Genomic DNA, 26,306 nt, shown 5'->3' on the forward strand with positions numbered 1-26,306 from the left:
AGCAGCCCTCTTGCGGCAGCGATTGCGAGTCGCTATTTTCCGCGCATCTCATCTACGTGGCATGTGTGTAGAGTTCAGTCGTCTGCGAGCCCTTTCGCGGTACCGAATACGACCCAACATCGCCTTTCCCCTTTGAAATTGAAAAGAGTATTGGTCACTTCATGGCTGAAATGAAGCTTCAGGAACTTAAGAGTAAATCCCCGACGGATCTGCTGGCATTTGCCGAATCGCTCGAGGTCGAGAATGCAAGCACGATGCGCAAGCAGGAGCTGATGTTTGCGATCCTCAAGATGCTTGCCAGCCAGGATGTCGAAATCATCGGCGAAGGCGTCGTCGAAGTGCTGCAGGACGGTTTCGGCTTCCTGCGTTCGGCCAATGCAAACTACCTGCCGGGCCCGGACGATATTTACATCTCCCCATCGCAGATCCGCCGTTTCTCGCTGAAAACCGGCGATACGGTCGAAGGCCCCATCCGTGGGCCGAAGGAAGGCGAGCGCTATTTCGCGCTGCTCAAGGTCAACACCATCAACTTCGACGATCCGGAAAAGATCCGGCACAAGGTTCATTTCGACAATCTGACGCCGCTCTATCCGAACGAGCGCTTCAAGATGGAACTGGATATTCCCACCACCAAGGATCTGTCGCCGCGTGTGATCGATCTGGTGGCACCGCTCGGCAAGGGCCAGCGTGGATTGATCGTCGCACCGCCGCGTACCGGTAAAACCGTGTTGCTGCAGAACATCGCGCATTCGATCACCGCCAACCATCCGGAGTGCTATCTGATCGTCCTGCTGATCGATGAACGTCCCGAAGAAGTGACGGACATGCAGCGCTCGGTTCGCGGCGAGGTTATCTCCTCGACCTTCGACGAACCGGCCGTGCGTCACGTGCAGGTCGCCGAGATGGTCATCGAGAAGGCCAAGCGCCTTGTCGAACACGGCCGCGACGTTGTCATCCTGCTCGATTCGATCACGCGCCTGGGCCGTGCCTATAACACGGTCGTTCCCTCGTCAGGCAAGGTCTTGACGGGCGGTGTGGACGCCAACGCTCTGCAGCGGCCGAAGCGGTTCTTCGGCGCGGCGCGTAACATTGAGGAAGGCGGCTCTCTGACGATCATCGCGACGGCGTTGATCGATACCGGCAGCCGCATGGACGAAGTCATCTTCGAAGAATTCAAGGGTACCGGCAACTCGGAAATCGTCCTCGACCGTAAGGTCGCTGACAAGCGTATCTTCCCGGCGATGGATATCCTGAAGTCGGGCACGCGCAAGGAAGATCTTCTCGTTCCACGCCAGGATCTGCAGAAGATCTTCGTGCTCCGCCGTATCCTTGCTCCGATGGGCACGACCGATGCGATCGAATTCCTTATCGACAAACTGAAGCAAACGAAGAACAATTCCGACTTCTTCGATTCAATGAACACGTAATCCTTAGCCGGATTCGTTCTATTGAGAGCTGGGGACATCGTCATGATGTCGCCAGCTTTTCTATTTGAAGGAATCGATTCGACCCCAACCGATCAACCAGGCGATATGGCCATGTTGAATGATACCATATATGCGCTATCGAGCGGTGCCCTGCCCTCGGGTGTTTCAGTCGTTCGAATCAGCGGCCCGTTGACCAGAGACATATTGGTGAAGCTCATCGGATCAGTTCCGGCAGCCCGGCATGCATCTCACCGAACGATTCGGACTCGTAACAATCAGCCGATCGATAGCGGCCTTGTGTTGTTTTTTCCTGCTCCGAATTCGTTTACCGGCGAGGATGTTGCTGAGTTGCAGATCCACGGCAGCAGAGCCGTGCTGGCTGCGCTGTTTCACGCGCTTGGCGATTTTCCGGGTGTTCGGATGGCAGTCGAGGGTGAGTTCTCCCGTCGGGCTTTCGAGAACGGCAAACTTGATCTCGTCGAGGTGGAAGGGCTGGCCGATCTCATTGGCGCCGAGACCGAAATGCAGAGACGCCTTGCGGTCGAACATAGCGCAGGCGGACTTTCAGCAATTTACGATTCGTGGGCGGAACGATTAACGCGCGCCCGAGCGCTGATCGAGGCGGAGCTTGATTTCCCCGACGAGGATGACGTTCCAGGATCGGTATCGGATGCGGTCTGGGCCGATATGGCGAAGCTCCGCGGCGATATCGAGGATCACCTGGCGGCAGCTTCGGCCGGCGAGATTATCCGAGACGGCTTCAAGGTGGTCATCGCCGGTTCTCCGAATGCGGGAAAATCGAGCCTGTTGAATGCTCTGGCGCGCCGAGACGTCGCCATCGTGACGGAGATTGCCGGGACCACCCGTGATGTCCTGCAGGTTGATCTCGACATCGATGGTTACCTCATCAAGCTCTACGACACTGCGGGTCTTCGCGAGGCGGATGACAAAGTCGAAATGGAAGGTGTGCGGCGGGCACGCGTTGCACTACGTGATGCCGATCTTGTCCTGTTGCTGGTCGACATGACGAAACCTCTGCTTCCCGACGACTTGGAGCAGTCCTCCCCGCATGTTACTGTCGGGACAAAGAAGGATCTGACCGAAGTAGCATCAGGTCGTTATGATCTGCAGATTTCGACCGCGACGGGTGACGGTCTGCCGGAATTACGGCGGTTGATCGGCGACACAGTCGAGAGACGTTTTGCCGGTCTGTCTATGGCAATTCCCAGCCGGCAGCGGCATAAGGATTCGCTAGCGAAATGTTTAGCGGCGCTTGATGCCGCAATATTGCAGTCGGATGTGAGTCTCGAACTGCGGACCGAGCAGCTGCGAATTGCCGCTGAGTATTTGGGCAGAATTACCGGAAGAGTGGATGTCGACCAGCTGCTCGGGGTGATCTTCTCGGAGTTTTGTATTGGCAAATGATTCACGTGAAACCTTTTGGAACCAAAGCCTGCACGGTTTCACGTGAAACGCCTGCCGGAGAGGGAGTGTTGAATGACGGATAATGTCTTCGATGTGATTGTGATCGGTGGCGGCCATGCCGGGTCGGAGGCTGCCAGCGCAGCTGCGCGCCTCGGGGCAAAAACCGCTCTTATTACACATAGGCGGGACACGATCGGGGTCATGTCCTGTAATCCGGCGATTGGCGGGCTAGGCAAGGGCCATCTTGTGCGGGAGATCGATGCGATGGATGGCCTGATGGGTCGCGTCGCCGATGTTGCAGGCATTCAATTCAGGATGCTCAACAAGAAGAAAGGGGCGGCTGTCCGAGGACCGCGGACGCAGGCCGATCGAAAGCTTTATCGCCTGGCAATGCTGGCGGCGATCGAGGCAACGCCGGATCTGGATATCATCCAAGGCGACGCGTTTGACCTGGACGTTGTCGATGGTTGCGTTGCTGGCGTGATTATGAAGGACGGTCGGACCCTAAAAGCGCCGGCAGTGGTTTTGACCACTGGAACCTTTCTGCGCGGTCTTATTCATATCGGGTCGGAAAAGACACCCGCCGGGCGTGTCGGTGAAGCGCCGTCGATCGGATTGTCTGCGACCCTCGCCCGCCTGGGACTGCGGCTAGGACGTTTGAAGACCGGCACACCCGCCCGGCTCGACGGAAAGACAATCGACTGGCAATCCATCGGTCGACAGGGGGCTGACGAGGAGCTTGTCCCCTTCTCGTTTATGACAGACACGATTACCACGCCACAAATCGAATGCGGGGTCACCAGGACGACCGAAGCGACCCACCGCATTATTGTCGACAACATCATGCGCTCGGCAATGTATTCCGGGCAGATCGAAGGCGTCGGGCCTCGTTATTGCCCGTCTATCGAAGACAAGCTGGTGAAATTCGGCGAGCGGGATGGGCATCAGGTCTTTCTCGAACCCGAGGGGCTTGACGATGACACGGTTTATCCAAACGGAATTTCTACCTCGTTGCCGGCGGAGGTACAGGCGGAGTTCATCAAAACGATCCCCGGCCTCGAAGCGGCAAGAATACTGCAGCCGGGCTATGCAATCGAATATGATCATGTCGACCCGAGAGAGCTGACTCCATCGCTGGAGGTTAAACGGCTGAAAGGTCTGTTTCTCGCAGGCCAGATCAATGGCACCACCGGCTATGAAGAGGCGGCCGCGCAAGGGTTGGCCGCTGGGCTGAATGCTGCATTGCAAAGTAGCGATTCGGATCCGTTCCATTTCAGTCGGACGAATTCTTACATTGGTGTGATGATCGACGATCTTACGTCACGCGGCGTTACGGAGCCGTATCGAATGTTTACATCGCGTGCGGAATATCGGCTGACTTTGAGGGCTGACAACGCCGATATGCGCTTGACGCCGCTGGCTATGCGGCTCGGGTGCGTCAGTGACGCGCGAGTGCAGCGATTCACAGCCTATCAGGCAGAGATCGAAACCAGTCGGGCGCTCCTGCAGTCGCTTGCGGTTACACCGAATGAGGCGCGCCGCGCTGGCTTGAATATTAATCTCGATGGTCAGCGCCGAACCGCGTATGATTTACTGTCCTATCCGGATTATGATTTCGCCGCGCTTAGCCATGTTTGGCCGGAGACGCTCGGCATGATTGGACCAAAAGTCTCGGAAGCGCTGGAAATTGAGGCAGGGTATTCGGTTTATCTCGATCGTCAAGCCTCAGCGATTGCCGATCAGCAACGCGACGAGGAGCGGCAGATACCGCTTGGTTTCAATTATGACGCACTGGCTGGTCTCTCGAACGAGCTAAAGGTCAAGCTCGGCGCAGCTCGCCCTTTCAATATTGCCCAGGCCGCAATCGTTGAAGGAATGACCCCCGCGGCAATCGCATTGCTGCTTGTGCACTTGCGTCGCCTGCCCACTGCCAACCGCCATAGCGCCTGATTACAAGATTTGAGAGTCTTTTAGAATGGAATTAAACGGGTTGCGTGTTTCACGTGAAACACAGGAACGCTTGCAACACTTTGCAGCGCTGTTTCAGAAGTGGGCAAAAGCAATTAATCTGGTGGCGCCGTCGACCCTCGATGATCTATGGCACCGACATATCGCTGACAGCAGCCAGGTCTTTCAGATTCATCCGCAACCGATTACCTGGATTGATCTTGGCAGTGGGGGCGGCTTTCCTGGCGTTATTACGGCGATATTTCTGGCCGAGTTGCAGGATGGATGGGTCCATCTGGTCGAAAGCAACCACAAAAAGGCAGCGTTTCTGCGGACAGCGGTGCGGGAGACAAATGCGCGCGGCAGCGTCCATAGCATTCGAATCGAAGATGCTTATACGGAGGTTGGCGAATGTGGTGCGATTTCAGCGCGTGCCCTTACGGATCTTGATGGGCTCATCGGATATTCATCTCCTTGGATGCTTGGCAAGCAAAATTGTCGTGGCTTTTTTCATAAAGGCCGGGATTACCTAAGGGAAATTGACAAAGCACGTGGTCGGTGGGAATTCGATCTGTTAGAACATAAGAGCGCCGTCGAGCAGGAATCTGTTATTCTGGAAATATCAAATCTCCGGCGCTTGGCTTAACAGATCGGATATTGCGGCAATGGCTGGCGAACGACATCGGATTATCACCATCGCAAATCAGAAGGGTGGCGTTGGCAAGACGACCACAGCAATCAATCTGGCAACGGCGCTTGCTGCTATCGGCGAGCGCGTCCTGATCGTCGATCTCGACCCGCAGGGCAATGCCAGCACAGGCCTCGGCATCGATCGTCGTGATCGCAAGCTGTCCTCTTACGATCTGATGGTCGGTGATCGTGGGATCCCCGAAGTGACGCTCGAAACAGCGGTTCCTAATCTGTTTATCGTCCCTTCGACGATGGATCTTCTTGGCATCGAGATGGAAATCTCGCAGCAGAGCGATCGGGTGTTCAAGTTGCGGAAAGCGCTGTCTTCGCCCGAAGCCATGGCGTTTTCTTATATTCTTCTGGATTGCCCGCCGTCGTTCAATCTGCTGACGATGAATGCCATGGCGGCAGCGCATTCGGTCTTGGTGCCGCTGCAATGTGAATTCTTTGCGCTGGAGGGCTTGAGCCAGCTGCTTGAGACCGTCAGCCAGGTTCGGCGGACAGTTAACCCGCGTCTGGATATTCAGGGTATCGTCTTGACGATGTTCGATGCACGCAACAATCTTGCCCAGCAGGTTGTCAATGACGTGCGCACGCATCTCGGAGACAAGGTTTACCACACGTTAATTCCGCGCAACGTCCGGGTTTCCGAGGCTCCGTCCTACGGTAAGCCGGCTATTCTCTATGACTTGAAGTGCGCGGGCAGTCAGGCCTATCTGCAGCTGGCCTCCGAGGTCATCCAGCGCGAACGCCAAAGACTGGCCGCGTGATATCATTTTAGGGTGTAGGTGAGTGTAGATCATGAATGACGATGTATCAAAAAGGCGATTGGGCCGCGGCCTCGCGGCGCTAATTGGTGAAATGGATCAGCCTGTCCCGGTGGAAGCCGAGCGGACTATCAGCGCCGACAGAATGATCCCGATCGAGTTCGTCAGCCGTAATCCCCGCAATCCCCGTCGGTCCTTCGATGAGTCCGAGCTGCACGATCTCGCAAGCTCCATTCGTCAACACGGGATCGTTCAGCCGATTGTTGTGCGGACGATGTCGCGGGATCGATATGAGATCATCGCCGGCGAACGACGCTGGCGCGCAGCTCAGCTTGCCGGGCTGATCGAAATTGCCGTCATTATCCGTGATGTGGATGATAAGACGGCGCTAGAAATTGCTATTGTCGAAAACGTGCAGCGCGCGGATCTAAATGCCCTCGAAGAGGCCTTGGGCTACGAGCAGCTTATCGCGGAATACGGTTACACCCAGAACGACCTCGGCGAAATCATCGGTAAAAGCCGCAGCCATGTTGCCAACTCGTTGCGCCTGTTGAAATTGCCTGATCCGGTTCGCGATCTGCTTGCCGCCGGCAGCCTATCGGCTGGGCACGCGCGTGCGCTGGTTTCGACATCTGACCCGGCAAGTCTTGCCCGTACGATCGTTGCCAAGGGCATGTCGGTGCGTGACGCGGAAAAGCTGGCACAGAACAATATAAAGGCTCAGTCGGAACCACAGCAGGCGGCCTTACGACGGGATCAGAAGGATTCCGACACGCTGGCGCTGGAGAGGACACTTTCCGATGCACTCGGTCTTGAGGTTGCGATCAATCACAAGGCGAGCGGTGGCCAGATCAAAATTTCCTATAAGTCACTGGAGCAGCTGGAGGAAATCTGCCGTTTGCTCGAGAGGCGCTAAAAGGCTGTGCGTCCTTTCGGATGCGCAAAGGACGCACTCACCACTCTTTCAATCCTCGCATCGTGCAGGCCGAAAATCGATTCCGATTCTCTGCCTGATGCTACTCAGGCGGATTTCCGACCGGATTGAAGGGTGGTGGAAAGAAGCGTTTGCATCGCAACGCTGTCTTCCAGCACCTGCCGCCGTCTGCTTTGCAGAATAGCGGCCTGTAGCCGATTGGATTCACGGGCGATGCTTTCCGCGGTCCACTGGCGCAGCGCTTGTTCGATGATCGGTTTGCGCCGGAAATGCAGATGCCGCCCCATCGTCTGCATGATCTGAGGTGTCTGTAGCCGCTTTTCATCCAATTCGGCACGCATCGAATCCAGAAGCTGGAATTGCTTCAGACATGCCTGCAGAACGAGAAAGATCGCTGTTTTCGAGCTGCTGATTTTTTGCATGGCGTGCAGAAATGCGTTGAGATCACCGCCGAGGATGGCGTCGACCGCGTCGTCAACCGAAATGGCGCTGGCGTCGCCGATTATTTCGGTAACGTGATGTTCTTCGACCGTATTGAAGCCGCGGCAGTATAGAGCGAGCTTGCGCACCTCGTTTCGGGAAGCGATCCTGTCGCCGCCGATCAACGCGATCAGTGCCTGGCGCGCGGCCGGCGTAATGCCGAGCTTTTCTGCACCGAGCTCCATATCAATCAATGCATTCAAGGCGCGGCTGTCATCGGCGTAGGAGGGGATCGTCATGACAGATCGTGCGGCTTCTGCGGTCTTGCGCAGCAGGGAACCCTTCTTGAGGTCACCGGCCTCGACGATCAGATAGGCGGCTTCGAGTGGTTTTTCGGCCAGTAGCGCCAGGGAATCGACGAGGTATTTCTCGTTGGCGGCACCGCGGATCCAGATCAGTTTCTCGCCGCCGAACAAACCGATCGACTGGACCTCGTCGACCAACCGACCGGGGTCTTTCTGCAGGTCGCCGATATCGAGTTTCGTCAGCGAGAAGGGATCATCGAGAGCAACACCGCTCTTGCCGGCGAGCTGGCTTGCCCGTTCGGAAACAAGGCCGCGATCCGGCCCGTAGATGACGAAAATCCGATAGTTCCGTGCCGATTTCTGCAGGAATGTTTCGAATTCGTGGGATTTTATCTCTGCCACATCTCCGCCCTCAGCGGCTGAGGGCAGCGGCGATATCGGCTCCCACGAATTCCGCCACCTGATCCGCCGCGCGGTTTTCGGCGTCACGGATCGCCCGCTGCTTGGCGAATTCCTGCTCGGAAAAATCCACCAGCGCCGTGGTGGCGCGGCTGCCGGCCTTGATGACGTGATTGTCGGTCGCCGAACGCAGCGTGTAAGTGACGCTGACGGTCACACGGCCGGCGCGCGATGTATCCGTGGAATCCGTCAGGAGCGTATCGGCAACGGACGTGGTAGCGCGAATCTCAACCTGATATTGCGGGTTTACCGCTTCGCCGGCACCGCGCGACGCAAGGAAGATCAGGCGATTGCGCACCTGCTGCTCGACGCGGCTGCTTGCTGGGGAAAAGCCGACTGAGGAGAGCTTTTCGACGACACCGGAACTCTCGGAATAAAGCGGCCGGACCTGGCAGGCAGAGAGAAAAGCCGCAGAGGCAAGGATCATGGCGATGCCGGCATTGCGGGCCAGCTTGCAAGCGATATCAGACGACAATGTTTACAATCCTTTGGGGAACCACGATGATCTTCTTCGGTGCCTGTCCGTTCAGCGCGTTCTTCACCGCATCCAGATCCAGCACGGCGTCGGTGACGGCATTCTGATCTGCATCGCGAGAAATTGTCAATTCAGCGCGTTTCTTGCCGTTGATCTGTACCGGCAGGACGACATCGTTTTCGATGACGAGTGTTTCGTCGTACCGCGGCCAGCTTGTCCGGGCAAGCAGGCCTTCATTGCCGAGCGCGACCCAGCATTCCTCAGCCAGATGCGGCGTCATCGGAGAGACGAGCTGAATCAGGATCTCGGCGGCATCGCGCACCGCCGCGCGATAGGTGGCATCGCCCTCGCCTGCCGCAACCCTCGTCATCGGTGCGGCCAGCGCGTTGACGAGTTCATAAATTCGAGCAACGGCTTTGTTGAACCAGAGCTTGTCATAGTCGTTCTCGACAGCCTTCAGCGTCTTGTGGGCGGCCTGCGAGATCGACAAGGCTTCCCCGTCGGTTGCCGGCGCAGGTGCGACGGCGGAGAGCGCGTCCGCTGCTTCGGAAATCAGGCGCCACAGACGCTGGGTGAAACGATGGGCGCCTTCGACGCCCGCCTCGGACCAGATGACGTCACGCTCTGGCGGGGAGTCGGACAGAACGAAGAAACGAGCGGTATCGGCGCCGTAGGAGGCGATGATATCATCCGGATCGACGACGTTCTTTTTCGATTTCGACATTTTTTCGATCGAGCCGATCGCGACTTCCTCGCCCGACGTCAGCAGGAAAGCCCGGCGTTTGCCGTCGAGTTCGTCGATGCGGATATCGGCGGGTGCCACCCATTCGCGGCTGGCGCCGGCGCCGCGACTATAGGTTTCGTGGACCACCATGCCCTGGGTGAAGAGACCCTTGAAGGGTTCGGTGGCGGCGACGTGACCGGTCTCGCGCATGGCGCGGGTGAAGAAGCGGGAATAAAGCAGGTGCAGGATCGCGTGCTCGATGCCGCCAATATACTGGTCGACCGGCAGCCAGCGGTTTGCCGCCTCCGGATCGGTCGGCTTTTCTTCCCAGGGCGCGGTGAAGCGGGTGAAATACCAGCTCGAATCGACGAAAGTGTCCATCGTATCCGTCTCGCGGCGGGCATCCTTGCCGCAGTTCGGGCAGGAGACATGGCGCCAGGTCGGATGACGGTCGAGCGGATTGCCCGGCTGGTCGAAGGTGACATCGTCGGGCAGCTTGACCGGCAGGTCCGCCTTCGGCACCGGCACGACACCGCAATCATCGCAATGGATGACCGGGATCGGGCAGCCCCAATAACGCTGGCGGGAAATGCCCCAGTCGCGCAGACGGAAATTGACCTTGCGTTCGCCCTGCGGCGCATTGCCGAGCGAAGCGGCCGACAGCCGGTCGGCGACGATATTGAAGGCTTCCTCAGTCGTCTTGCCGTTGAGAAAGCGTGAATTGATCATCACGCCTTCACCATCATAGGCGGTGTCGCCGACGGAAAAGTTTGCGGCATCTCCATCCCTCGGCATGACGACCGCCACCACCGGCAGGTCATATTTGCGTGCAAAATCAAGGTCGCGCTGGTCGCCCGAGGGGCAGCCGAAGATCGCGCCGGTGCCATAATCCATCAAGACGAAATTGGCGATGTAGACCGGCAGCTCCCAGGAAGGATCGAGCGGGTGCCGGACGCGGATACCGGTATCCATGCCCTTCTTTTCGGCGGTCTCGAGTGCTGCAAGCGAGGTGCCGGCGCGGCGGCACTCGTCGCAGAAGGCTTCGATATCAGGGTTCTTCGCGGCGGCGTCCTTCGCCAGCGGATGATCGGCGGCGATTGCCAGGAAGGAAGCGCCGAAGAGCGTGTCCGGGCGGGTGGTATAGACCGTCACTTCGCTCTCGCCGGCAGGTGCCGTTTCCGGCACGATCTCCCAGCGGATCGTCAGGCCTTCCGAACGGCCGATCCAGTTCTTCTGCATCAGACGCACTTTTTCCGGCCACTGGTCGAGCGTATCCAGCGCGTCCAGCAGATCCTGGCTGAAGTCGGTGATCTTGAAGAACCATTGCGTCAGTTCGCGCTGTTCGACCAACGCACCGGAACGCCAGCCGCGGCCATCGATTACCTGTTCGTTGGCGAGCACGGTGTTGTCGACAGGATCCCAGTTGACCTTCGACTGCTTGCGATAGACCAGGCCCTTCTCCAGGAAGTCCAGGAAGAGATGCTGCTGGTGCTGGTAATATTCGACGTCGCAGGTGGCGAACTCGCGGCTCCAGTCCAGCGAAAGACCCATGGCCTTCAGCTGCGCCTTCATCGAGCCGATATTCTGGTAGGTCCAGGAAGCGGGATGCACGCCGCGCTCCATGGCCGCATTCTCCGCCGGCATGCCGAAGGCGTCCCAGCCCATCGGATGCAGCACGTTGTAGCCGCGGGCGCGCTTGTAGCGGGCGACGACATCGCCCATGGCGTAATTGCGGACATGACCCATATGGATGCGCCCCGAGGGATAGGGGAACATTTCGAGGACGTAATATTTTTCGCGCGGATCGGCATTGTCGGTCTCGAAGACCTTGTCTTCATTCCATTTCTGCTGCCAGCGGGGCTCGGCATCGCGCGGATTATAACGTTCGGTGGCCATCGTATTCGTATTTCCGGAAAATCAGGGGAGTTGGTCGAGACCTTCACCATGAAACCACCGTAGCGTCAAGTTTTGCAGGCGCTGCGAGCGTCCGATCTTGATCATGACCAGGCGATTTCACGAAGGCGGGTCTTGGCAAGCACAGGTTGGCTAGTTAGTTCATTGCCAATCCTTTCATGCTGGTATGTCGAGGCAGAACGATGGAACTTCAAGAGCGCTTGAACGATGTGCGGTCGCGGATTGCGGCCGGGGAACGCGAGGCAGGTCGTCCGGCGGGTTCCGTTCAGCTCGTCGCGGTGTCGAAGACCTTCGAGGCGGAGGCGATCCGCCCGGCCATCGAAGCCGGGCAGCGTGTCTTCGGGGAAAACCGCGTGCAGGAAAGCCAGGGCAAGTGGCCGGCGCTGAAGGCTGAGCATCAGGACATCAAGCTGCATCTGATCGGACCGCTGCAATCAAACAAGGCGGCGGATGCCGTCGCACTTTTCGACGTCATCGAGACGGTAGACCGGGAAAAGATCGCCCGCGCGCTTGCCGATGAGATGAAGCGGCAGGGCAAGACGACGCGGCTCTACGTCCAGGTCAATACCGGGCTCGAACCGCAGAAGGCCGGCATCGCTCCTGACGACACGCCAGCCTTCGTCGCTCTCTGCCGCGACGAACTCGGCCTTTCGATCGAAGGTTTGATGTGCATTCCGCCGGCCGAGGAAAATCCCGGACCGCATTTCGCCCTGCTGGCAAAGCTCGCGCTCAAATGCGGCGTCGGAAAACTTTCCATGGGCATGTCGGGCGACTACGGGACGGCGATCGCTTTCGGCGCCACCAGCGTGCGTGTGGGATCAGCGATTTTCGGTACGCGCTGAAACGCTGCTTTGGTCGGGCTTCCTGTTCCTCTTAATGCCGCCTAGATTGATATCGAGGTTTGCATGTCCTGGGGAGGAGCAGATGCGGAACGGCTATCATCAGGTCTATGCGGCCTGGAAACGCGATCCCGAAGCCTTCTGGCGCGAAGCGGCCAGTGACATCGACTGGTTCAAGCCAGCGGAGCGGGTTTTCTCGCCAAATGACGGCGTCTATGGCCGCTGGTTCTCAGGCGCCGAAACCAACACCTGCCACAATTGCCTGGACCGGCACGTGGCTGCCGGCCGCGGCGGCGAGACAGCAGTCATCTTCGACAGCGCAATGAACGGCGAGAAGCGCCATTTCACCTATGACGAGGTGCTTCGGGAAGTGATGGCCATTGCAGCAGCGTTGGTCGAGCGTGGCATCGGCAAAGGCGATCGCGTCATCCTCTATATGCCGATGGTGCCGCAGGCGGTCTTTTCCATGCTCGCCTGCGCCCGCATCGGTGCCGTTCACTCCGTCGTTTTTGGCGGGTTTGCCGCCAGCGAGCTTGCGGCCCGCATCGACGATTGCGGCGCGAAACTGGTGATCACTGCGAGCTGCGGGCTCGAGCCTGGTCGCATCGTCGCCTACAAGCCACTGGTCGATCAGGCGATCGAGATCGCGCATTCGAAGCCGGAGCGCTGCCTGGTGCTGCAGCGGCCGGAGCTTCGGGCAGATCTCGTCAGCGGTCGAGATCAGGATTTCGAGGTGGCGGTGGCGCAGCATCGTGGCGATGAGATCGCCTGTGTCTCCGTCAAGGCGACCGATCCGCTCTACATCCTCTATACGTCGGGCACGACGGGCCAACCGAAGGGTGTCGTGCGCGACAATGGCGGCCATATGGTCGCGCTCAACTGGTCGATGCGAAATATCTATGGCTTGAAGCCGGGCGAGGTCTTTTGGACGGCTTCGGATATCGGCTGGGTCGTCGGGCATTCCTATATCGTCTATGCCCCGCTGCTATCAGGCGTAACCACTCTGATCTTCGAGGGGAAGCCGGTCGGCACTCCGGATGCCGGCACATTCTGGCGCATCGTTTCGGAGTATCAGGTGCGGGTGCTCTTCACGGCGCCGACGGCATTCCGCGCCATCCGGCGGGAGGACGGTGACGGTGAACTGATGCGCCGATATCCCATGCCGGATTTGCGCGCACTGTTTCTGGCCGGCGAGAGAGCGGATCCGGAGACGCTGAAATGGGCGGAGCGTATGCTTGGCATACCCGTCATCGATCATTGGTGGCAGACGGAGACCGGCTGGCCGATCGCGGCAAATCCGCTCGGTCTCGGCGCCCTTCCCATCAAGCACGGTTCACCGACACTGCCGATGCCCGGCTATGATATTGCGGTGCTCGACGATGCCGGTCATCCGATCGAGGCAGGAACGCTTGGTAATATCGTCGTCAAGCTGCCCTTGCCGCCGGGCTGTCTGCCCACCTTGTGGAACGCCGACGACCGTTTCCGATCGGCCTATCTCGATGAGTTTCCCGGTTACTACAAGACGGCTGACGCCGGCTATGTCGACGACGATGGCTATCTCTTCATCATGTCGCGTACCGACGACATCATCAATTGCGCCGGGCATCGGCTCTCGACTGGGGCGATGGAGGAGGTCTGCGCGCGTCATCCCGATGTCGCCGAATGCGCGGTTATCGGCGTGATCGATGCGCTGAAGGGGCAGGCGCCCTGCGGTTTCCTGGTGCTGAAACGACATGTTTCCCGTGACGCGACGGCGATCGAATCAGAGGTCGTGGCGATGATTCGTGATTCGATCGGGCCTGTTGCCGGCTTCAAGACAGCCATCACCGTTAACCGATTGCCGAAGACACGCTCCGGCAAAATCCTGCGCGGCACGATGCAGAAGATCGCCGACGGCATACCCTGGAAAATGCCCGCAACCATTGATGATCCAACGATTTTAGAGGAAATTGCCGAGGCGCTGCGTGGGCGCGGTTTAGGCTCCTTGCCGATGTGAATTAAACTTTCGCTAAGCCTAATTGAGGAATTGTTAACCATGTTGATGCAAGCATTTGTTAACGGCAATGGCTTGCATAGCAGGCTTTGCATGACGCGGTCGCCGTTACCGGCCTAGTCCGGATTGCCCCTATCTCAACGATTGTGGAACGGATCATGACAAGCATCCTTACCAACAACGCTGCTATGGCAGCGCTGCAGACTTTGCGCGGCGTAAACGATAGCCTCAAGGACACCCAGGGTCGCGTTTCATCGGGTTATCGTGTCGAAAAGGCGGCTGACAATGCCGCTTATTGGTCGATTGCCACGACCATGCGTTCTGACAACAAGGCGCTATCGGCCGTCTCCGACGCGCTCGGTCTCGGCGCGGCCAAGGTCGATACCGCCTATTCGGCCATGGATAGCGCCCTTGATGTCGTCAGCGAAATCAAGGCTAAGATCGTCGCTGCCACCGAAAAGGGCGTCGACAAGACGAAGATCCAGCAGGAACTCGACCAGTTTCAGGAGCAGCTGCTCAGCATTGCCCAATCGGCGTCCTTCTCCGGCGAAAACTGGGTTGCCGGCGCTTCCGGCACGAAGAGCGTCGTTTCGTCTTTCGTCCGCGACGGCAGCAATGCCGTTTCGGTCAAGATGACGGACTATGTGCTCGATTCGGGCTCGCTTGGAAACGTGCTTTTCGGCATGACGAGCACCGGTGCGATCGAGACATCAAGCGGCATCATCGGCACGGCCTTCAACGGAACCTACGGCGGCACCTTCATCGTCATGGCGTCAATCTATGATCTCGACATCACCGGTTTTACCCAGGGTCAGCTTGACGCAGCCCTGACCGGTGTCGAACTGGTTCTCGGCGCTATGACCGCTGCCGGCTCGGCATTGGGCTCAATCTCGACCCGTATTCAGCTGCAGGAAACATTCGTCAGCGGTCTGCACGATTCGATCGACTCCGGCGTCGGCCGCCTTGTCGATGCCGATATGGAAGAGGAATCGAGCAAGCTCTCGGCGTTGCAGACGCAGCAGCAGCTCGCCATCCAGTCGCTCTCGATCGCCAACAGTTCGGCGCAGAACATCCTCACTCTGTTCCGCAGCTAATCGAAACAGGCAATCCGCAACAAAAAACCCCGCCGGTCAGCTCATACCGGCGGGGTTTTTCATGGGATCGCTGATATCTCAGTACTGATCGTCGTCCTCGTCCTTCGGCGCCGAGCGCAGCGAGCTCAGCTTGCGGAAGACGGCGTCGGCGTCGATTTCCTTTTCTTTTTCCTCTTCGCGCTCGTAGCTCGGGCTCAGGCGTTCGGTTTCCTGAGCCGATTGCAGCGTTGCGCCAAGCTCGGCGGCGGTCGGCAGCGGACGGCCCTTGGAGGCCTTTTCCACTTCCATGTCGAGATCGATCTGGCTGCAGAGGCCGAGCGTCACCGGATCCATCGGCGCGAGGTTCGCGGAGTTCCAGTGGGTGCGCTCGCGGATTTGTTCGATGGTCGATTTCGTCGTGCCGACGAGCCGGGAAATCTGCGCGTCCTTCAGCTCCGGATGGTTGCGAACGAGCCAGAGAATGGCGTTCGGGCGGTCCTGACGCTTGGAAACCGGCGTATAACGCGGACCGCGGCGCTTGGATTCCGGCACCCGCACCTTCGGTTCGGAAAGCTTCAGCTTGTGGTTCGGATTGGCCTCGGCGCGGGCAATCTCGTCGCGGGAAAGCTGTCCTGTCGAGATCGGGTCGAGGCCCTTGATGCCCTGCGCCGCTTCGCCGTCGGCGATCGCCTTGACTTCGAGCGGATGCAGTTTGCAGAACTGCGCGATCTGATCGAAAGACAGTGCCGTATTGTCGACGAGCCAGATGGCTGTCGCCTTCGGCATGAGCAGTGTTTGAGCCATGGATATAGTCCTTCTATCGTCCGCGCCGGTCGCGGTCCGTGGATTGTCACCACAATGTCCGGGAAATATGGCGCTATATAACCGCACTGTCGCAGAATTGCAATTCTTCCGAAGTGAAATGACCTTTGTCTAATTGCCGTGGCGATGCGAACTGCTATGAATTGCCGTGATTTCAAGTCCGGGCCCTGCATAGCTCACGCGGCCCGTCGCATGTCCCATGAGGAGGAGTTGCATGTCGGAGAAGATCTATCCGGTCACGAAGCCGGTGAAGGCGCGCGCCCTGATCGATAAGGAAAAGTACCTGAAATGGTACGAGGAAAGCGTCGAGAACCCGGACAAGTTCTGGGGCAAGCACGGCAAGCGGATCGACTGGTTCAAGCCCTATACCAAGGTCAAGAACACTTCCTTTACGGGCAAAGTTTCGATCAAGTGGTTCGAGGACGGTCAGACAAACGTCTCCTACAACTGCATCGACCGTCACCTGAAAACGAATGGCGACCAGGTGGCGATCATCTGGGAGGGCGACAACCCCTATATCGACAAGAAGGTCACCTATAACGAGCTCTACGAGCATGTCTGCCGGATGGCGAACGTGTTGAAGAAGCACGGCGTCAAGAAGGGCGATCGCGTCACCATCTATATGCCGATGATCCCGGAATCGGCCTATGCGATGCTCGCCTGCGCCCGCATCGGCGCGGTGCATTCGGTCGTCTTCGGCGGTTTCTCGCCCGAGGCGCTAGCCGGGCGCATCGTCGACTGCGAATCCACCTTCGTCATCACTTGCGACGAAGGCCTGCGCGGCGGCAAGCCGGTGCCATTGAAGGACAATACCGATACCGCAATTGACATTGCGGCACGCCAGCACGTGATCGTGGAGAAGGTTCTGGTCGTTCGCCGCACCGGCGGCAAGACCGGCTGGGCGCCCGGCCGCGACCTCTGGCATCACCAGGAGATCGCCACGGTGAAGGCGGAATGCCCGCCGGCGAAGATGAAGGCGGAAGATCCGCTCTTCATTCTTTATACGTCAGGCTCGACCGGCAAGCCGAAGGGCGTGCTGCACACGACGGGCGGTTATCTCGTCTATGCGGCGATGACGCATGAATATGTCTTCGATTATCACCACGGCGACGTCTACTGGTGTACGGCCGATGTCGGCTGGGTGACCGGCCACTCCTATATCGTCTATGGGCCGCTTGCGAACTGCGCGACGACGCTGATGTTCGAGGGCGTGCCGAATTTCCCGGATCAGGGCCGTTTCTGGGAAGTCATCGACAAGCATAAGGTCAACATCTTCTACACTGCGCCGACGGCAATCCGCTCGCTGATGGGTGCCGGTGACGAATTCGTCACGCGCTCCTCGCGTTCTTCGCTGCGCCTGCTCGGCACGGTCGGCGAACCGATCAATCCCGAGGCCTGGGAGTGGTATTACAATGTCGTCGGCGACAAGCGCTGCCCTGTCATCGATACGTGGTGGCAGACGGAAACCGGCGGCCATATGATCACGCCGCTGCCTGGCGCCACCGATCTGAAACCCGGTTCGGCGACGACCCCGTTCTTCGGCATTAAGCCGCAGCTTGTTGACAATGAGGGCAAGGTGCTGGAAGGCCCGGCCGACGGCAATCTCTGCATCACTGACAGCTGGCCAGGTCAGATGCGCACGGTCTATGGCGATCACGAGCGCTTCATTCAGACCTATTTCTCCACCTATAAGGGCAAGTATTTCACCGGCGACGGCTGCCGGCGCGATGCGGACGGGTATTATTGGATCACCGGCCGCGTCGACGACGTGCTGAACGTCTCTGGCCACCGGCTCGGTACGGCAGAGGTGGAATCCGCGCTTGTCTCTCACAACCTGGTTTCGGAAGCCGCAGTCGTCGGTTATCCGCATCCGATCAAGGGCCAGGGCATTTATTGCTACGTAACGCTGATGTCCGGTCACGAGGGATCGGATACGCTTCGCCAGGAACTGGTGAAACATGTTCGTGCTGAAATCGGCCCGATCGCCGCGCCTGACAAGATCCAGTTTGCGCCCGGCCTGCCGAAGACCCGCTCCGGCAAGATCATGCGCCGCATCCTGCGCAAGATCGCCGAAGACGATTTCGGTGCTCTCGGCGACACCTCCACGCTTGCCGATCCGGCCGTCGTCGACGATCTGATCGCCAACCGGCAAAACAAGGCCACCGCCTGACATATCGAGCCGCTCCGGTCCGTCCGGAGCGGCTCGCTCGTTAGTTAGCCGGATTCTCGGCTATTCCGATCGTAAGACGCCAATTGGAATATTGACTTAGAAATCAATCGCTCGGCCATTGATTTCGTAATCGCCGAAGCGCGCCGGCTCGGCTCCGCCGCGGCCGCCGATTTCCGGCGGCAGCTCCAGCGGCTTCTGGTTCTTTCGCCGCTCCTCGGCTTCGGCAAGGGCGCGTCTGGCAGCCGGGGACAGCATCTTGCGCGGCGGCTCCGTTCCCTCGGCCATCGGCGTTTCGCTATTGTCGTTATCGGCATCCTGCATGGCCGTCTCCTGCCGGAAATATTGAAAAAAGCTTATGAATAACCAAATCATAATGCGCCGGTGCCGGGATTAAAAGCTTGTGACGCCGAAATCGGAGATGGAGATCCGCAATGAACCTCGTTCGCACTGCCATGTTGCTTGCCTTCATGACGGCGCTTTTCATGTTTGTCGGCTTCCTGATCGGCGGTCGGGCCGGCATGATGATCGCGTTCGTCATTGCCGCCGGCATGAATTTCTTTTCCTACTGGAATTCCGACCGGATGGTGCTTTCGGCCTATCGCGCTCAGGAGGTCGATGAGCGCAATGCGCCGGAATTCTTCCGGATCGTGCGCGATCTCGCCCGCAATGCCGGCCTGCCGATGCCGAAGGTCTATCTTTACGATAGCCCGCAGCCGAATGCCTTTGCCACCGGCCGCAATCCCGAAAATGCCGCCGTCGCCGCCTCGACCGGCCTGCTCAGCGCCCTGTCTGCCAAGGAGGTCGCAGGCGTGATGGCGCATGAACTGGCCCACATCCAGAACCGCGATACGCTGACGATGACGATCACGGCAACGCTTGCCGGCGCGATCTCCATGCTCGGCAACTTTGCCTTCTTCTTCGGCGGCAATCGTGAGAACAACAGCAATCCCCTCGGCTTTGTCGGCGTCATCGTCGCGATGATCGTGGCGCCGCTCGCCGCCATGCTGGTGCAGATGGCGATCAGCCGCACGCGCGAATATTCGGCAGACCGCCGCGGCGCCGAGATCTGCGGCAATCCGCTCTGGCTCGCTTCGGCGCTCGGCAAGATCGCCCGCGGCGCTGCCCACGTGCCGAACGAAGATGCCGAGCGCAACCCGGCGACGGCGCATATGTTCATCATCAATCCGCTCTCCGGCGAGCGTATGGACAATCTGTTTTCCACGCATCCGAACACGGAAAACCGCATCGCTGCGCTGCACGACATGGCGCAAGGCGGCATGAATGTCTCGACGTCGCCGGCGCGTACTGCTAATCCGTCGCGCAAATCGCGCTCTGTTCCGGATACGGGTCTTGGTCGCGGTGGTTCGCAACCGCCAAAAGGTCCGTGGTCTTGAATTCAGACGGCACGAAGAAGCCATTCCGCAAGCATAAGCCCTCCATCGAGCGATCTGCGCCTGATAAGCCAGGCCTGCAGGCCCGGGCTGCGGCGGCAAAAATTCTCGCTGCCGTCGTCGACCGCAAGCTGCCGCTCGACGGCGCTCTCGATCATGAACAAGCAATCCGGCCTATAGGGCGCTCGGCGAAAGCGACCGGGCGCTCGTCCGCGCCATCCTGAACACGACGCTGCGCCATCTACCGCGCATCGATGCCGCGATTGCCGGGCTGCTGGATTCGCCGCTGCCGGAGGGGGCAAGGGCGCTGCATCACGTGCTCGCAATCGGGGCGGCGCAGATCCTCTATCTCGACGTCCCGGATCATTCGGCCGTCGATCTCGCCGTCGAGCAGGCCAATCAGGATCCGCGCAATCGTCGTTTCGCCAAGCTGGTCAACGCCATCCTCCGCCGGCTCGGCCGCGAGAAGGAGCAGGTGCTCGACGCCATCGGCAAGGTCGCGCCGATGCCGGCCTGGTTCATCGCCAGGCTGGAAAAGGCCTATGGCCGGGACACGGCGCTGGCGATTTCGGAATCCCAGCTCGAACCGGCGGCAATCGATCTGACCGTCAAGTCCGACCCCGAAGGCTGGGCGAAGCGGCTGAACGGCGTTGTTTTGCCCACAGGCGGCATTCGTCTTGCGGCCTTCGACGGCGGCATCCCCTCGCTCGAGGGCTTCGATGAGGGCGCGTGGTGGGTGCAGGATGCGGCGGCAAGCATCCCGGCGAAGCTTTTCGGCGATCTCTCGGGCAGACGTGCCGCCGATCTCTGTGCTGCGCCTGGCGGCAAGACGGCGCAGCTCATCCTTGCCGGCGGCGCAGTCACCGCACTCGACCAGTCGGAAAACCGGCTGAGACGGCTGCGCTCGAATCTCGACCGGCTCGGCCTCAAGGCGGAGACGATTGCGGCAGATCTGACGACATTCGAGCCAGCGGAGCGTTTCGACGCGATCCTGCTCGATGCTCCCTGCTCTTCCACCGGCACGACACGCCGGCACCCTGATGTGTTGTGGACCAAGGGACCTGAGGATATCGCCAGGCTGGCGGCGCTGCAGGAGCGGCTGCTGCGGCATGCGCTGACATTGCTGAAGCCGGGCGGCACACTGGTTTTTTCGAATTGTTCGCTCGACCCTGTCGAGGGTGAGGACGTCGTGGCCCGTGTTCTTTCCGATGTGGATGCGGTCGAGCGCGTTCCGATCGGCGCCGGTGACTGGCCGGGCCTTGAGGCGGCGATCACACCGCTCGGCGAATTCCGCACGCTGCCCACCATGCTGAAAATGCCTGACGGCATCGGCTCCGGCCTCGATGGCTTCTATGCGGCTGTGCTGCGGCGCCTGGCCTGATTGCAAGGCGTGAGCGCTCGCGGCGATCTAGCCTATACGAGGCGCTGCATAGCCTCGTGTCACGCATGCCGTTCCCTCCAAATCCGCCGGCATGATTTCAGGCGAAACGCGTTAATTTGCGTATATTCGAACCTTGTCACAAATTAATTCATTGTGGACGATGAAATCGGCCGCTTTTCACCTATTCTTAACCACGAGGGGCAATAGACAATAGAATATGCAGTCCGGTCGGCGTTTTGCGAGCATGTATGTTCGGGAGGCTTGGCGGCGCGCCTTGCGCCGCGTCGCGTTGCTGCGCCTGAAGCTCTTTCGCCATTCTGTCAAGGTGCCGGAGCGCCTGATCGTCGCACCGACCGATCTCCGCAGCATCGATCCACATGTGGCCGACGAGATCCTCAACGGACGATTTCTCCTGGCGGGGCGCATGCTGGAAACGGACGAAAAGTCGCCCTTTACCTTCACCCTGCCCTCACGCCCCTTCGCGACCCGTCTTCACAGTTTCGGCTGGCTGCGGCATATGCGGGCGAACAAGACGGAGCGCAGTTCGGCTGCAGCTCGCGCGATCGTCGACAGCTGGCTTTCCATCCATGCCGGTCGCATGGAGGGGATTGCCTGGGAAACTGACGTCACCGCCCAGCGCGTGATTGCCTGGCTGTCGCATTCGCCGGTGGTGTTGCAGAATGCCGACCGCGGCTTTTATCGCCGCTTCATGAAGTCGCTGGCGTTCCAGGTGAGGTTCCTGCACCGGATGGCGCCATTCACCCTCGGCGGCCTGGAGCTGTTTCGGCTTCGTATCGCGCTGGCCATGGCCTCCGTCGCCATGCCGGCGCGCGCCTCTACGCTCAGAAGGGCGGCGCAGGCGCTCGATCGCGAATTCGATAGCCAGATTCTGCCGGATGGTGGCCATGTGTCCCGCAATCCGCGCGTCGGGCTGGAATTGCTGCTCGATCTGCTGCCGCTCCGGCAGACCTATGTCAATCTCGGTCATGACTTGCCGCAGAAGCTGATCTCCGGCATAGACCGCATCTATCCGGCATTGCGGTTCTTTCGCCATCAGGACGGAGACCTGGCGCTCTTCAACGGGGCGACCTCCACGCTCGCAAACGAGCTGATGTCCGTGCTGCGATATGACGAAACTGCCGGCCAGCCGTTCAAGGCTTTGCCGCATTCGCGCTATCAGCGGCTTTCCGGGGGAAAGACGGTGATCATTGCCGATACCGGCACGCCGCCTTCGGGAGGCGCGCTTCGCACCGTCCATGCCGGCAGCCTCTCCTTCGAGATGTCGTCCGGACGCCATCGTTTCATCGTCAATTCGGGTTCACCGAAATTTGCCGGGCACCGTTATGTCCAGATGGCGCGCACGACGGCGGCGCATTCCACCGTCATCCTCAACGACACGTCGTCCAGCCGTTTTTCGTCCTCACCCTTCCTGAATCACGCCATCACCGAACCGGTGAGAACCATCACCGTCGAGCGTGCCGAAACCGAGGATGGACGCGACGGCATCAAGCTCAGCCATGACGGTTATCTCAGGGTGTTCGGGGTGCTGCACGAGCGTGAGCTGACACTCAATGCCGCAGGTTCGATCGTGACCGGGCGCGACCGGCTCGTCGTCCGCGAAGGATATGAGAGTGACGAGCCCCTGAAGGCCGTCGCCCGTTTTCATATCCATCCTTCCATCGTCCTGCATCAGAGTGACGGGGAGTCCGTGCTGCTGATGGCGCCGGACGGCGAAAGCTGGCTGTTTTCCGCACCCGGAAATGAGGTGCTGATCGCCGAGGACATCTTCTTTGCCGACAGCTCCGGCATCTGCGGCTCGGACCAGATCGAGATCGATTTCGATCTCGCCGAGAAGACGGAAATCCGCTGGTTTTTGTCCCGCAAAGGCTAGAAGCGGATGATTTTAGGCCGAGCGGCCAAAATCGGGATCGTATCCCCATCAAGGAAGTAAAGTACGATGCCGTCCAAAAATGGCTCATGCTTTTTGGCGTCATGCGCTGACGCCTGTTTGCGCGGCGGCAAAGCTGTGCTAACGCGGCGCCAGCATGCGAACATCCCGTGCGGATGTCCTCCCGAAGCCCGAACGGAGAAGGTTTCATGGCCGTAATTTCCAAGAAGATCCCCGCCCCCGACAAGGTCGAAATCAAGACCGCGCTCATCTCCGTCTTCGACAAGACCGGGATCGTCGACCTCGCCCACGCCTTGTCTGCCAGAGGTGTGCGCCTGCTTTCGACCGGCGGCACGTTTAAAGCGATCACCGCTGCCGGTCTTGCCGTCACCGATGTTTCCGAAATCACCGGTTTTCCGGAGATCATGGATGGGCGTGTGAAGACGCTGCATCCGACGGTGCATGGTGGCCTGCTGGCGATCCGTGACGACAGCGAACACCAGGAAGCGATGAAACAGCATGGCATCGAGGGCATCGAGCTCGCCGTCATCAACCTCTATCCCTTCGAGGAGGTGCGCGCCGCCGGCGGCGACTATCCGACGACCGTCGAGAATATCGACATTGGCGGTCCGGCGATGATCCGCGCATCGGCCAAGAACCATGCCTATGTGACGACCCTGACCGATCCGGCCGATTATGCCGAGCTGCTGGAGCAGCTTTCCGCAGATGACGGCAAGACCGCCTATGCCTTCCGCCAGCGTATGGCTGCCAAGGCCTATGCCCGCACCGCCGCCTATGATGCAATGATTTCCAACTGGTTCGCCGAAGCGCTGTCGATCGACACGCCGCGCCACCGGGTCATCGGCGGTGCGCTGAAGGAAGCGATGCGTTACGGCGAAAACCCGCACCAGAAGGCTGCCTTCTATGTGACCGGCGAGAAGCGTCCGGGTGTTTCGACGGCCGCTCTTCTCCAGGGCAAGCAGCTCTCCTACAACAATATCAACGATACGGATGCGGCTTACGAGCTCGTCGCCGAGTTCCTGCCGGAGAAGGCACCGGCCTGCGCGATCATCAAGCACGCCAATCCCTGCGGCGTCGCTACCGGATCGAGCCTGGTCGAGGCCTATCGGCGGGCGCTCGCCTGCGATTCCGTTTCCGCCTTCGGCGGCATCATCGCGCTCAACCGGACGCTGGATGCAGAAACGGCCGAGGAGATCGTCAAGCTCTTCACCGAAGTGATTATCGCGCCGGATGTCACGGAGGAGGCGAAGGCGATCGTCGCCCGCAAGCCGAACCTCCGACTGTTGTCTGCCGGTGGCCTGCCCGATCCGCGTGCCGCGGGCCTGACGGCAAAGACCGTTTCCGGCGGCCTGCTCGTCCAGAGCCGCGACAACGGCATGGTCGAGGATCTGGAACTCAAGGTCGTCACCAAGCGCGCGCCGACGGCGCAGGAACTTGATGACATGAAGTTCGCCTTCAAGGTCGGCAAACATGTGAAGTCGAACGCCGTGGTCTATGCCAAGGACGGCCAGACGGCCGGCATCGGCGCCGGCCAGATGAGCCGCGTCGATTCCGCCCGCATCGCCGCGCTGAAGGCCGAAGAGGCCGCCAAGGCGCTTGGCCTCGCAGTGCCGATGACGCATGGCTCGGCGGTCGCCTCCGAGGCCTTCCTGCCTTTTGCCGACGGTCTTCTGTCGATGATCGCCGCAGGGGCAACGGCGGTCATTCAGCCGGGCGGCTCGATGCGCGACCAGGAAGTCATCGATGCCGCCAACGAACACGGCGTCGCAATGGTCTTTACCGGCATGCGCCATTTCCGACACTGATCGGGTGCCGGCCGTGGCCGGCGCTCTTCCTCTAGCAGGTTTGTCCCTATGCGCGATCGGCCGGATAGGGCGTGCGGATCAAGAGTATCAATCCGCCGGCGAGGAACAGGATCAGCGTTGCCATTCCAAGCCGCGGTGATCCGCTCATATAGGTCACCAGCGAGAAGAGCAGCGTCGCCATGAAGCTGGTGGCGCGCCCCGAAAGCGCGTAGATGCCGAAGTAGCGGCCGGCTTCCTCGATGTTGACGCTGCGGGCGAGATAGGAGCGTGACGAGGCCTGCACCGGCCCGAAGGCGAGCCCGATCAGCAGGCCATAGAGGATATAGGCCTTTTCCGCCGCCGTCCCGAAGAGACCGCCGGAATCCGCCGCCGGCAGCGGCATCAGTCCGAACAGGGTGTAACCCGGTCCTGTCGAGATGATGCCGATGGTGGCGAGAAGCAGCATCGTGAGGCTGATGACGACGGTCACCTTCGAACCGACGCCCTTGTCGATGCGGCCGGCGATCAGGCAGCCGAAGATCGCAACGACATTCAGGATGATGCCGTAGATACCGATCTCGATCGTCGCCCAGCCGAACATGCCGGCCGCGAAGATACCGCCAAGGATCAGCAAGCCGTTGACGCCGTCCTGATAGATCATGCGGGCGATGAGGAATGTCAGGATGCCGCGGCGCTCTCTGAGCTCGCCAAGCGTGTTTTTGAGTTCCCGCAAGCCGGAGCGCACCGCGGTACCGAAGGGAAGACCCTTGCCAACATCGGGCGTGAAGAAGAACATCGGCAGGATGAAGATCAGATACCAGACGGCCGAGATCGGCCCGGTGATGCGTGCATCCTGGCCGGTCTCGGGATCGAGGCCGAACAGGGGATCAAGGCCGAGGATGGTCTTGCCGGTCTCAGGGCTCGCCGCCAAAAGCGTGACGACGGCAATGAGCACGATGATGCCACCGAGGTAGCCGAGCCCCCAGGCGGTGTTGGAGAGCCTGCCCACCTCGTGCTTGCCGACCAGGCGCGGCATCATCGAATCATTGAAGACGATCGAAAACTCGGCCGAGATCGAGGCGAGGATCATGAAAATGACGGGATAGAGAACAGGCGAGCCGGGTGCGGCGAACCACAGGCAGAACAGGCTGGCGATCTTGATGACCGCGAAGAAGCCGATCCAGGGTTTGCGTGCGCCGGATTGGTCGGCGATCGAGCCGAGCACGGGCGAGAGAAGGGCGATGATCACCGAGGAGATCGTCGCCATGTTGCTCCACGTCGTCTGCGCGGAAACCGGGTCATCGGTCAGGCGGGAAACGAAATAGGGTCCGAAGATAAAGGTTGTGACCACGGTGAAGAAGGGCTGTGCTGCCCAATCGAAGAACATCCACCCCCAGATGCCCTTCTCCGTGGCCTTCGGCGGTTGCGTTCCTGTCCAGTCAATGCGATTCAACATC

Annotated in this window: 19 protein-coding genes and 1 pseudogene; 14 read left to right on the forward strand and 6 right to left on the reverse strand. The window is 59.7% G+C overall.

Annotated features, from left to right (window positions below):
* The first annotated feature begins 161 nt into the window (after window positions 1-161).
* The 6 genes from rho to A6U98_RS09090 all read left to right on the forward strand — a co-directional run bounded on the left by rho (window position 162) and on the right by A6U98_RS09090 (window position 7,172).
* The gene (gene rho, locus A6U98_RS09065; protein ID WP_011654069.1) at window positions 162-1,427 is read left to right on the forward strand and encodes a transcription termination factor Rho; all 1,266 of its coding nucleotides are present in this window, start codon (window positions 162-164) and stop codon (window positions 1,425-1,427) included.
* A gap of 105 nt (window positions 1,428-1,532) precedes the next feature.
* Window positions 1,533-2,852 carry a tRNA uridine-5-carboxymethylaminomethyl(34) synthesis GTPase MnmE gene (gene mnmE, locus A6U98_RS09070; protein ID WP_064649771.1) on the forward strand — a complete coding sequence of 440 codons (1,320 nt, stop codon included), beginning with the start codon at window positions 1,533-1,535 and terminating at the stop codon, window positions 2,850-2,852.
* 72 nt (window positions 2,853-2,924) lie between these two features.
* Complete coding sequence (gene mnmG / locus A6U98_RS09075) at window positions 2,925-4,802, forward strand: tRNA uridine-5-carboxymethylaminomethyl(34) synthesis enzyme MnmG (RefSeq protein WP_064649367.1); 1,878 nt, start codon at window positions 2,925-2,927, stop codon at window positions 4,800-4,802.
* A 25-nt stretch (window positions 4,803-4,827) separates the two neighbouring features.
* A complete protein-coding gene (gene rsmG, locus A6U98_RS09080; protein ID WP_064649369.1) occupies window positions 4,828-5,445 on the forward strand; it encodes a 16S rRNA (guanine(527)-N(7))-methyltransferase RsmG in 618 nt (205 codons plus the stop codon).
* A gap of 19 nt (window positions 5,446-5,464) precedes the next feature.
* A complete protein-coding gene (locus tag A6U98_RS09085) occupies window positions 5,465-6,259 on the forward strand; it encodes a ParA family protein (RefSeq protein WP_011654065.1) in 795 nt (264 codons plus the stop codon).
* A 31-nt stretch (window positions 6,260-6,290) separates the two neighbouring features.
* Window positions 6,291-7,172: a ParB/RepB/Spo0J family partition protein gene (locus A6U98_RS09090; protein ID WP_064649371.1), complete on the forward strand. Its 882-nt coding sequence runs from the start codon at window positions 6,291-6,293 to the stop codon at window positions 7,170-7,172.
* 104 nt (window positions 7,173-7,276) lie between these two features.
* Here the strand turns inward: A6U98_RS09090 and holA are convergent, their stop codons facing one another.
* Genes holA through leuS form a run of 3 tightly spaced genes read right to left on the reverse strand, consistent with a single transcriptional unit; the run spans window position 7,277 to window position 11,469 of the window.
* On the reverse strand, window positions 7,277-8,317 hold the full coding sequence (holA, locus tag A6U98_RS09095; RefSeq protein ID WP_064649373.1) for a DNA polymerase III subunit delta: 1,041 nt from the start codon (window positions 8,315-8,317) through the stop codon (window positions 7,277-7,279).
* A gap of 10 nt (window positions 8,318-8,327) precedes the next feature.
* Window positions 8,328-8,849: an LPS assembly lipoprotein LptE gene (gene lptE, locus A6U98_RS09100; RefSeq protein WP_064649376.1), complete on the reverse strand. Its 522-nt coding sequence runs from the start codon at window positions 8,847-8,849 to the stop codon at window positions 8,328-8,330.
* A complete protein-coding gene (leuS, locus tag A6U98_RS09105) occupies window positions 8,839-11,469 on the reverse strand; it encodes a leucine--tRNA ligase (RefSeq protein ID WP_064649378.1) in 2,631 nt (876 codons plus the stop codon). Before leuS ends, lptE begins: the two co-directional genes overlap by 11 nt.
* Before the next feature lie 200 nt (window positions 11,470-11,669).
* Between leuS and A6U98_RS09110 the strand changes: the two genes are divergently transcribed.
* From A6U98_RS09110 to A6U98_RS09120, 3 genes are all read left to right on the forward strand, one after another.
* Window positions 11,670-12,329, forward strand: coding sequence for a YggS family pyridoxal phosphate-dependent enzyme (locus tag A6U98_RS09110; RefSeq protein WP_064649380.1), 660 nt, complete (start codon window positions 11,670-11,672; stop codon window positions 12,327-12,329).
* Between the two features lie 82 nt (window positions 12,330-12,411).
* A complete protein-coding gene (locus tag A6U98_RS09115; protein ID WP_064649382.1) occupies window positions 12,412-14,322 on the forward strand; it encodes a propionyl-CoA synthetase in 1,911 nt (636 codons plus the stop codon).
* Window positions 14,323-14,477: 155 nt separating this feature from the next.
* A complete protein-coding gene (locus A6U98_RS09120; RefSeq protein WP_064649384.1) occupies window positions 14,478-15,413 on the forward strand; it encodes a flagellin in 936 nt (311 codons plus the stop codon).
* Window positions 15,414-15,491: 78 nt separating this feature from the next.
* Here the strand turns inward: A6U98_RS09120 and A6U98_RS09125 are convergent, their stop codons facing one another.
* Entirely contained in the window at window positions 15,492-16,196 is a 705-nt protein-coding gene (locus tag A6U98_RS09125; protein ID WP_003544022.1) for a DUF1013 domain-containing protein, read from the reverse strand.
* 232 nt (window positions 16,197-16,428) lie between these two features.
* On the opposite strand from A6U98_RS09125, the gene acs reads away from it, so the two are divergent.
* Window positions 16,429-18,384: an acetate--CoA ligase gene (gene acs, locus A6U98_RS09130; protein ID WP_064649386.1), complete on the forward strand. Its 1,956-nt coding sequence runs from the start codon at window positions 16,429-16,431 to the stop codon at window positions 18,382-18,384.
* A 96-nt stretch (window positions 18,385-18,480) separates the two neighbouring features.
* On the opposite strand, the gene A6U98_RS09135 is transcribed toward acs, so the two are convergent.
* Window positions 18,481-18,705 (reverse strand): DUF1674 domain-containing protein, encoded by a 225-nt coding sequence (locus A6U98_RS09135; RefSeq protein WP_064649388.1) that lies wholly within the window; start codon window positions 18,703-18,705, stop codon window positions 18,481-18,483.
* Window positions 18,706-18,815: 110 nt separating this feature from the next.
* On the opposite strand from A6U98_RS09135, the gene htpX reads away from it, so the two are divergent.
* From htpX to purH, 4 genes and pseudogenes are all read left to right on the forward strand, one after another.
* Window positions 18,816-19,778: a zinc metalloprotease HtpX gene (htpX, locus tag A6U98_RS09140; RefSeq protein ID WP_064649390.1), complete on the forward strand. Its 963-nt coding sequence runs from the start codon at window positions 18,816-18,818 to the stop codon at window positions 19,776-19,778.
* Window positions 19,769-21,156: pseudogene (locus A6U98_RS09145) on the forward strand (RsmB/NOP family class I SAM-dependent RNA methyltransferase). The gene htpX and the pseudogene A6U98_RS09145 overlap by 10 nt, the downstream one beginning before the upstream one ends.
* 217 nt (window positions 21,157-21,373) lie before the next feature.
* A complete protein-coding gene (locus tag A6U98_RS09150) occupies window positions 21,374-23,047 on the forward strand; it encodes a heparinase II/III family protein (protein ID WP_064649392.1) in 1,674 nt (557 codons plus the stop codon).
* A 206-nt stretch (window positions 23,048-23,253) separates the two neighbouring features.
* A complete protein-coding gene (purH, locus tag A6U98_RS09155) occupies window positions 23,254-24,870 on the forward strand; it encodes a bifunctional phosphoribosylaminoimidazolecarboxamide formyltransferase/IMP cyclohydrolase (protein WP_064649395.1) in 1,617 nt (538 codons plus the stop codon).
* 46 nt (window positions 24,871-24,916) lie between these two features.
* On the opposite strand, the gene A6U98_RS09160 is transcribed toward purH, so the two are convergent.
* Window positions 24,917-26,305 (reverse strand): MFS transporter, encoded by a 1,389-nt coding sequence (locus tag A6U98_RS09160; protein ID WP_064649397.1) that lies wholly within the window; start codon window positions 26,303-26,305, stop codon window positions 24,917-24,919.
* Window position 26,306: the final 1 nt, after the last annotated feature.

Source organism: Rhizobium sp. WYCCWR10014 (assembly GCF_001657485.1).
Lineage (GTDB): Bacteria > Pseudomonadota > Alphaproteobacteria > Rhizobiales > Rhizobiaceae > Rhizobium.